At 40.1% G+C, this 8,458-nt stretch carries 6 protein-coding genes; 4 read left to right on the forward strand and 2 right to left on the reverse strand.

What is annotated here, in order from left to right; all coding sequences use genetic code 11:
• Window positions 1–22: 22 nt before the first annotated feature.
• Together ACTNES_RS09530 and ACTNES_RS09535 are read right to left on the reverse strand one after the other, a co-directional pair.
• On the reverse strand, window positions 23–2,254 hold the full coding sequence (locus ACTNES_RS09530) for an alpha-amylase family glycosyl hydrolase (protein ID WP_441039178.1): 2,232 nt from the start codon (window positions 2,252–2,254) through the stop codon (window positions 23–25).
• 130 nt (window positions 2,255–2,384) lie between these two features.
• Entirely contained in the window at window positions 2,385–3,203 is an 819-nt protein-coding gene (locus ACTNES_RS09535; protein ID WP_441039179.1) for a histidinol-phosphatase HisJ family protein, read from the reverse strand.
• Between the two features lie 525 nt (window positions 3,204–3,728).
• Between ACTNES_RS09535 and gap the strand changes: the two genes are divergently transcribed.
• The 4 genes from gap (at window position 3,729) to ACTNES_RS09555 (ending at window position 8,390) form a co-directional block, all read left to right on the forward strand.
• The gene (gene gap / locus ACTNES_RS09540; protein WP_291811910.1) at window positions 3,729–4,748 is read left to right on the forward strand and encodes a type I glyceraldehyde-3-phosphate dehydrogenase; all 1,020 of its coding nucleotides are present in this window, start codon (window positions 3,729–3,731) and stop codon (window positions 4,746–4,748) included.
• A 189-nt stretch (window positions 4,749–4,937) separates the two neighbouring features.
• The gene (locus ACTNES_RS09545; RefSeq protein ID WP_216459702.1) at window positions 4,938–6,131 is read left to right on the forward strand and encodes a phosphoglycerate kinase; all 1,194 of its coding nucleotides are present in this window, start codon (window positions 4,938–4,940) and stop codon (window positions 6,129–6,131) included.
• Window positions 6,132–6,297: 166 nt separating this feature from the next.
• Window positions 6,298–7,047: a triose-phosphate isomerase gene (gene tpiA, locus ACTNES_RS09550; protein ID WP_118508414.1), complete on the forward strand. Its 750-nt coding sequence runs from the start codon at window positions 6,298–6,300 to the stop codon at window positions 7,045–7,047.
• A gap of 686 nt (window positions 7,048–7,733) precedes the next feature.
• Window positions 7,734–8,390 (forward strand): GTP pyrophosphokinase, encoded by a 657-nt coding sequence (locus ACTNES_RS09555; protein WP_441039180.1) that lies wholly within the window; start codon window positions 7,734–7,736, stop codon window positions 8,388–8,390.
• The last annotated feature ends 68 nt before the right edge of the window (window positions 8,391–8,458 follow it).

The following is an 8,458-nucleotide window of genomic DNA, read 5'->3' on the forward strand; positions in this document are numbered from 1 at the left end:
TGCTATTGCAGAAGCTTATGAATTATTTCTTTCTGCACAGCCAGAAGCATCCGAATGCAGGGATCATAACCCCTTTAGCTTCCATCTGGTGCTCTGTGATAAGGTCTGTATAAATACCATCATCTTCATTGATCCATGCTACCTTATCCTGATCGCCGAAGTTATAGATACCAATGAATTTCTCTTCATCATTCTCACGTACAATAGCAAGAATAGAAGAATCCCAGGTATCAATTGTTCGAAGAGATGCAGTTGTGCTGAAAACGCTATGAGCACTTCTGATATGCTCCAGATGATCCAGTGCATGGAAAAGTTTTCCCTGTACAGTATCTGCAATATTTCTGTTTGGAGCAAGAGACCAGTTGAATTCTCCTCTGTGGAGATAACGGGAATCTGCAGCCTTGTTCGGATCATTTTTGTAAGAATAGTCATTTACCTGGCCGATCTCGTCGCCACTGTAGATAACCGGGATACCTGACTGAGAAAGCATAAATGCGTGCAGAGTAATGTCATAACGGACACTTCTGTCCACACCTTCTGCATTTCCCTCAAATCCATATTTCTCAATACCACAGAGAGAAGCAGTAGTACCGCAGAGTCTTGCATCGCCCAGACGAGGATCATCATTGTAGAGCTCACCGCGGCCAAAGGTATCCGGATATTTTCCTGTAAAGAAATCATTCAGGAATTTCTTGTGAGGAACCTCTTCGATAGAGAAGTTCTGCAGGAAGTCATAATCTAATCCCCAGCCGATATCATCATGGCAGCGCAGATAATTCTGGAATACATATTCTGTAGGAAGTGATCCGAGGATATCCAGCTGTCTGCGCAGAAGAGATACATCTTTCGTTGCGACAGTGTGCCAGGTACTTGCCATAGTAGTAACATTGTACAGGATATGGCATTCCGGTTTCTCAAGAGTACCGAAATACGGAACAACTTCCTCAGGAGCCATAACAACTTCGCCGAGAAGAAGAACACCCGGGCAAACGATCTCACAGATCATACGCATCATACGCACGATGGTATGAACCTGCGGCAGGTTACGGCAGTTTGTGCCAAGCTGCTTCCGGATATAAGGAACAGCATCCAGACGTACGATATCTACACCCTGGTTTGCAAGATAGAGCATATTATAAACCATCTCATTAAATACAACAGGGTTTCTGTAATTCAGATCCCACTGATATGGGTAGAATGTAGTCATAACATGTTTGTGAACGTCATCTAACCATGTGAAGTTTCCAGGTGCAGTAGTCGGGAATACCTGAGGGCAGGTTTTCTCATAAAGAGCCGGAACATCATAGGAATCAAAGAAGAAATAACGATCCTGATATTCTTTCTCACCTGCACGTGCACGTTTTGCCCACTCATGATCTTCGGATGTATGGTTCATAACGAAGTCAAGGCAGATATTAATGCCTCGTTCATGGCATTTTGCAGTTAATTCTGAGAAATCTTCCATTGTGCCGAGTTCCGGCTGAACGGTACGGAAATCAGCAACTGCATAACCGCCATCACTTTTTCCTTCCGGTGAAGCGAGCAGAGGCATCAGATGAAGATAATTAACATTGCATTCTTCTACATAATCCAGTTTCTCTTCCAGACCTTTTAATGTATGTGCGAAATTATTTACATACATCATCATGCCAAGCAGGTCATTGCGTTTATACCAATTCGGGTCAGATTCACGTTTTCTGTCGGATGCTCTTAATGTTGCATTTCTGCTGTTATAAAAAGCTTCCATATTAGATGTCAGGTCATTCAGGAATGTCATAACATCATCACGGTCCTGATATAATTCACAATACAGCCATTTCAGTTCGTCATAATGTTTCTGAAAACGTTCATTATATATAGTAAGATCAGCAGGAGCCTCAAGTTTCACCGGCTCCACTTTGGAAGTTTCAACTTTCGCAGGTTCAACTTTAGAGGTTTCAACTTTGACCGGTTCGACCTTGGAAGTCTCAACTTTAACCGGTTCAACTTTAGAAGTCTCAACTTTAACCGGTTCAACTTTAGAAGTCTCAACTTTAACCGGTTCAACTTTAGAAGTTTCAACCTTAATAGGTTCGACTTTGGAGATCTCAACTTTGACTGGTTCCACCTTAGAAGTTTCAACCTTAACCGGTTCAACTTTGGAAGTTTCAACTTTCGCAGGTTCTGTTTTAGAAGTAGCAACTTTTAAAATTTCAGCCCCCTGTTTGCTGACTGTTGATGAAGCACGCTTCTTCTGGAGTCTTTTTTTTGCCATAATATTCCTCCCTGGTTTATAAATAAATATTTGTGTTACTGAAACCGAAGCGGCCAGTAACGTATTTGTAAAACATTATAGTACACGGATGACCGTATAGGCAAGTCCTCATACTATTTATAAAACAATTTTATAAAGAAATAAATTCCGGTTTGTGATCCTTAAATACTGTATAATACCGGAAGCCACAGTTTTCAAGTACAGTTGCGGCTTTGTCAAACGCATAGGCTACTTTGTCCGGTGTATGTGCATCTGCACCGATCGTAATGATCTCACCGCCAAGTTCTCTGTAACGCTTTATGACTGCTGTACATGGATTAGGTTCACCGAGTCCGTAATGGTATCCGCCTGTATTGAGCTCGATTCCTTTTCCTTTGGAAATCAGTTTCCGGAGGATCTCATCCAGAATATCTTTGTATCGTCCATAAGAATATTCCAGGTTCTTATTCGGACCATAGCGCACAACATAGTCGATATGCCCGTATACATCAAATCCGTCATAGACAGAGATGTTCTCAAGAATGGATTCAAAATATTCCATATAACATAAGAACTCCTTGCGCCCCTCAAAAAATTCCGGATAATAAGGATCATATCCGTGAACAAGATGAGAAGAGCCAATAGCAAAATCAAATGGTACCCGTGCAAGCAGAGAATCAAAATATTCTCCCAGATGCATCTGCAGACCAAGTTCAATTCCGAAACGCATCTGGATCTTGTCCTTATATGTATCTGAAAGTTCTGCGAGCTTCTTCTGATAGGAAGGAATATCCAGAGAGAAATCCAGCCCATCAGGAGTAGCCGGGTAATCCGGGTCCAGATGTTCTGTAAAAGTGATCCCCTTCAGACCAAGCTCCACTGCACGCTGGATCATGGATTCCATAGGAGTATCTGAATCCGCAGAAAAAGAAGAGTGCATATGACAGTCCCATAATATCTTTCTGTCCATAATTTCAGTCCTTTCATAATATAAAATAGTGACTGTTCACTTCATATCCGGTGACATTTGTCATGGGGATAACAATATGTGAACAGAAGTAACCATTCAGCAGTTCACTATCCCGCGAGGTGTTTTGACATGAAAATGCCAAAATCTCGAGACGTACAAGTCAAAATCCCATCGCCGCAGGCAATTTTTAATGGATTTTGACTCGTAACTGTGAAGGTACTGAACAGTTACGAACAGAAATAGATACTGTATGCAGAAATTGTATAAATGTCCCGTAAACAGGACACACTTAAACCAGAAATTCCGCAAAACAGCAGGATGTGGGCAGCAACACGGATATTTACAGTGCACTGCATACTCAGTATACCATAGAATTTACAATTTTTACTTAATTTTTATTTGTTTTTTAGAAAATGGTCTTGAATTTTTGTTTAGAATTATGTACAATACATTACAGGTTGATGATTCTTTAACAAACAAAGGATTACCATAATTAACCACTTAATTCATAGGAGGAATTTTATCATGGCAGTAAAAGTTGCAATCAATGGTTTTGGACGTATCGGACGTCTTGCATTCCGTCAGATGTTTGGAGCAGAAGGATTTGAAATCGTAGCAATCAACGATTTAACATCTCCTAAAATGCTTGCTCACTTATTAAAATATGACTCAACACAGGGAAAATATGCTCTTGCAGACACAGTAACAGCAGGAGAAGATTTCATCACAGTTGACGGAAAAGAAATCAAAATTTACGCAAAAGCTAACGCTGCTGAACTTCCATGGGGAGAAATCGGTGTAGACGTAGTTCTTGAGTGTACAGGATTCTATACATCCAAAGATAAAGCTCAGGCTCATATCGATGCAGGTGCTAAACACGTTATCATTTCCGCTCCGGCTGGAAACGACCTTAAGACAATCGTTTACAATGTAAACCATGAAACTCTTACAAAAGAAGACCACATCATCTCTGCAGCTTCTTGTACAACAAACTGCTTAGCTCCAATGGCTAAAGCATTAAATGACCTCGCTGCAATCAAATCTGGTATCATGTGCACAATCCACGCTTACACAGGCGATCAGATGACACTTGATGGACCACAGAGAAAAGGTGACTTAAGAAGATCCCGTGCAGCTGCAGTTAACATTGTTCCTAACAGCACAGGTGCTGCTAAAGCTATCGGTCTTGTTATCCCAGAACTGAACGGCAAATTAATCGGATCTGCTCAGCGTGTTCCTACCCCAACAGGTTCTACAACAATCTTAACAGCAGTTGTTGAAGGAAACGTAACAAAAGAACAGATCAATGCAGCTATGAAAGCAGCTTCTAACGAATCCTTCGGATACAACGAAGATGAGATCGTATCCAGCGATATCGTTGGTATGAGATTTGGTTCTCTGTTCGATGCTACTCAGACAATGGTTCTTCCACTTGAGAATGGCACAACAGAAGTACAGGTAGTTTCCTGGTATGACAACGAAAACTCCTACACAAGCCAGATGGTTCGTACAATCAAACACTTTGGTAAATTACTGAACGCTTAATTTTCAGTAAGTGTAGAAGAATAGACTCCAACGAAGGGTCCGGTCTGATATGGGCCGGACCCTTTTCGCGTTGTCTGAACAGTATGCATAGTTTGCCGCTGACAATTGGCAGACTATATGGAAATCATATGTTATCGCCCACAAATTACGCGGTAACAGTTAAAGAATATTATTAAGGAGGCACCACAAATGCTGAACAAAAAATCTGTTGATGATATCAATGTAAAAGGCAAAAAAGTTCTTGTAAGATGTGACTTCAATGTTCCGCTTCAGGATGGAAAGATTACAGATGAGAACCGTCTGGTAGCAGCTCTTCCTACAATCAAGAAGCTCGTTGCAGATGGCGGAAAGATCATTCTTTGCTCTCACCTTGGAAAACCGAAGGGAGAACCGAAACCGGAATTATCTCTTGCACCAGTTGCAGTTCGCCTTTCCGAATTATTAGGACAGGAAGTTAAATTTGCAGCAGATCCGGAAGTAGTAGGACCAAATGCAAAAGCAGCAGTAGATGAGATGAAAGACGGAGACATCATCTTACTTGAGAACACACGTTATCGTGCAGAAGAAACAAAGAACGGAGACGAATTCAGCAAAGAACTCGCTTCTCTTTGCGACGTATTTGTAAACGATGCATTCGGTACAGCACACAGAGCACACTGCTCTAATGTTGGTGTAACTAAATATGTTGATACAGCAGTTGTTGGTTACTTAATGCAGAAGGAAATCGATTTCCTTGGAAACGCAGTTAACAATCCTGAGAGACCATTCGTTGCTATCCTTGGCGGAGCTAAGGTTTCCAGCAAGATCTCTGTAATCAATAACCTTCTTGATAAAGTGGATACTCTTATCATCGGTGGTGGTATGTCCTACACATTCTCCAAAGCTATGGGCGGACATATCGGCAGATCCCTCTGCGAGGATGATTATCTTCAGTATGCATTAGACATGATGAAGAAAGCAGAAGAAAAAGGCGTAAAACTTCTTCTTCCTGTAGATAACAGAATTGGTGATGACTTCTCCAATGACTGCAACATCCAGGTTGTGAAACGTGGTGAAATTCCGGACGGATGGGAAGGAATGGATATCGGACCTGAAACAGAGAAACTTTTCTCTGACGCTGTAAAAGATGCTAAGACAGTTGTATGGAACGGACCGATGGGCTGCTTCGAAATGCCGAACTTTGCTCATGGTACAGAAGCGGTTGCCAAAGCACTTGCTGATACAGACGCTACAACTATCATTGGTGGTGGTGATTCTGCAGCTGCAGTTAACATCCTTGGCTATGGCGACAAGATGACACACATCTCCACAGGTGGCGGTGCATCTCTTGAATTTCTGGAAGGAAAAGAACTCCCGGGCGTTGCAGCAGCAAACGATAAATAGGCATTGAACACTTAATAAGGTCAAGCCGTAGGTGCAGGCCGAATTTAGTGGAAAGCCCACCTATCTACTTAATGAAAGTAAGCCGTGGGCGAAGCTTGAATTTAGTAGATGCGGTGTTATCATATAAATAACGTCCCACAAGGGACACTAAGGAGATAAAATTATCATGGCAAGAAAGAAAATTATCGCTGGTAACTGGAAAATGAACATGACACCAAGCGAAGCCGTTAAATTAGTAGAAACATTAAAACCATTAGTAGTAAATGACGAAGTTGACGTTGTATTCTGCGTACCTGCAATCGACATCATCCCAGTTGTAGAAGCTGCTAAAGGAACAAATATCCAGGTTGGTGCTGAGAACATGTACTTCGAAGAGAAAGGTGCCTACACAGGAGAAATCTCCCCTGCAATGCTCGTAGACGCTGGAGTTAAATACGTTGTTCTCGGACATTCCGAAAGAAGAGAATACTTCGGAGAAACAAACGAAGACGTTAACAAGAAGATCCTCAAAGCTTTCGAACATGGAATCACACCTATCATGTGCTGCGGCGAAACTCTTACTCAGAGAGAGCAGGGCGTGACAATGGATTTCATCCGTCAGCAGGTTAAAGTTGGATTCCAGGGTGTTACAGCAGATCAGGCTAAGACAGCAGTTATCGCTTACGAGCCAATCTGGGCAATCGGAACAGGCAAAACAGCTACAACTGAGCAGGCTCAGGAAGTATGCGCTGGTATCCGTGCTTGCATTGCTGAAATCTATGATGAAGCAACAGCAGAAGCAATCCGCATCCAATACGGCGGATCTGTAAATCCTGCAACAGCTCCTGACTTATTCGTTCAGAACGATATCGATGGTGGTCTTGTTGGTGGCGCTTCTCTGAAAGCTGATTTCGGAAAGATCGTAAACTACAAATAAGAATTATAAATTCAAAACTGATTATAAATAGATAATCTTTGTGCCCAGACAGAACACGCCCTGACAGTTTCGACTGCCAGGGCGTGTATTATTATCTACTGCTGGAATAGGTAGAAAGTCTTACGTATTCTCTGGTGATAAAAAGACAGAAACTCTGATTTTTACATAAATAAAAGACAGTCTCGTTTAGGAAACTGTCTTTTTAGCTTTTGTATAATATTTTCACAATGTGTATATCTTTTGTATTTCAGATAGAAATCTTTAGTGATTAGGAGATGAATCATTACAATTTTAGACGATTCTCTTTAGTGGTTTATAATTTGAACATTTGTATTTTAAATATTTATCTTTTGTATTTTAACTTTTGCAAGTTGAGTACTTTGTGAGTTTATTCATTAGTAATCTGGATAACTCTTTTGTATCTTGTTTTCATCTCTTTAGTATGTATAAACTATACCACATTTTTCTACATTCGTCTACAGGATTAACCATAAATCTGCTTAGAACATTTCGACAAAATAATCTAAAATCCGACATAACATAGATTTCTTCTGGGAAAATTCTGTATAAATTAACAATTGTTTTACAGAAAAATGATAGTGAAATACATAAACATGATAATATAATAACTATTCGATTATACACAGACAATGAATCGTAATGACTTATCTGCCTGATAACAGCAATTGCAGAAATGGGGAGAGGAATATAAAAAAGAAATAGAGAAAATAAGAAATGAAATTAATAAAGACCAATATTATCTTCACTGTCAGTATGTGATGGGAGTCCTGGCTGTAAAAGTCAAAATAATTGGCGAACAGTTGGAAAGCAAATATAACAGAGAAGTAATCCAGAATGTTTCGCAGAGGATAAAGACACCAGAAAGTATCTATGCCAAGATGAAACGCAAGAACCTGAAACCAGAATTTACACTTGCCAAAACCAAATTGAATGATTTAATCGGAATCAGGATAGTTTGTCTTTTTGTAGATGATGTATATGAAATTGTGAAAATGTTGAAGGAACAGAAAGATCTTACGCTTATCAAAGAAAAAGATTATATTGCAAAACCAAAGAAAAGCGGATATATGAGTCTGCATCTGATCATGGGAGTTCCTGTCTGTATTGATAATAAAATGGAAACAAAAACAGTGGAAATCCAGATTCAAACAACAGCTATGGACTTCTGGTCTGTTCTCGAATATCAGCTCCTTTACAAAAAGAATGTAAAAGGTGCTGATAAAATAGGAAAAGAACTAAAGGAATATTCTGAAGAAATTGCATCTTTGGATCGAAAAATGTTAAATGCTAACTTCTCATTATTTTCCTACTCAAACACTTAAAACTCTGATAAATACTGAGTTGTTCGTAATTTTGTTGGTGGATAAATGAGTAGGTATGTTTACTTAGC

This window comes from Blautia sp. HCP3S3_D9, from assembly GCF_052063845.1.
Taxonomy (GTDB): Bacteria; Bacillota; Clostridia; order Lachnospirales; family Lachnospiraceae; genus Blautia_A.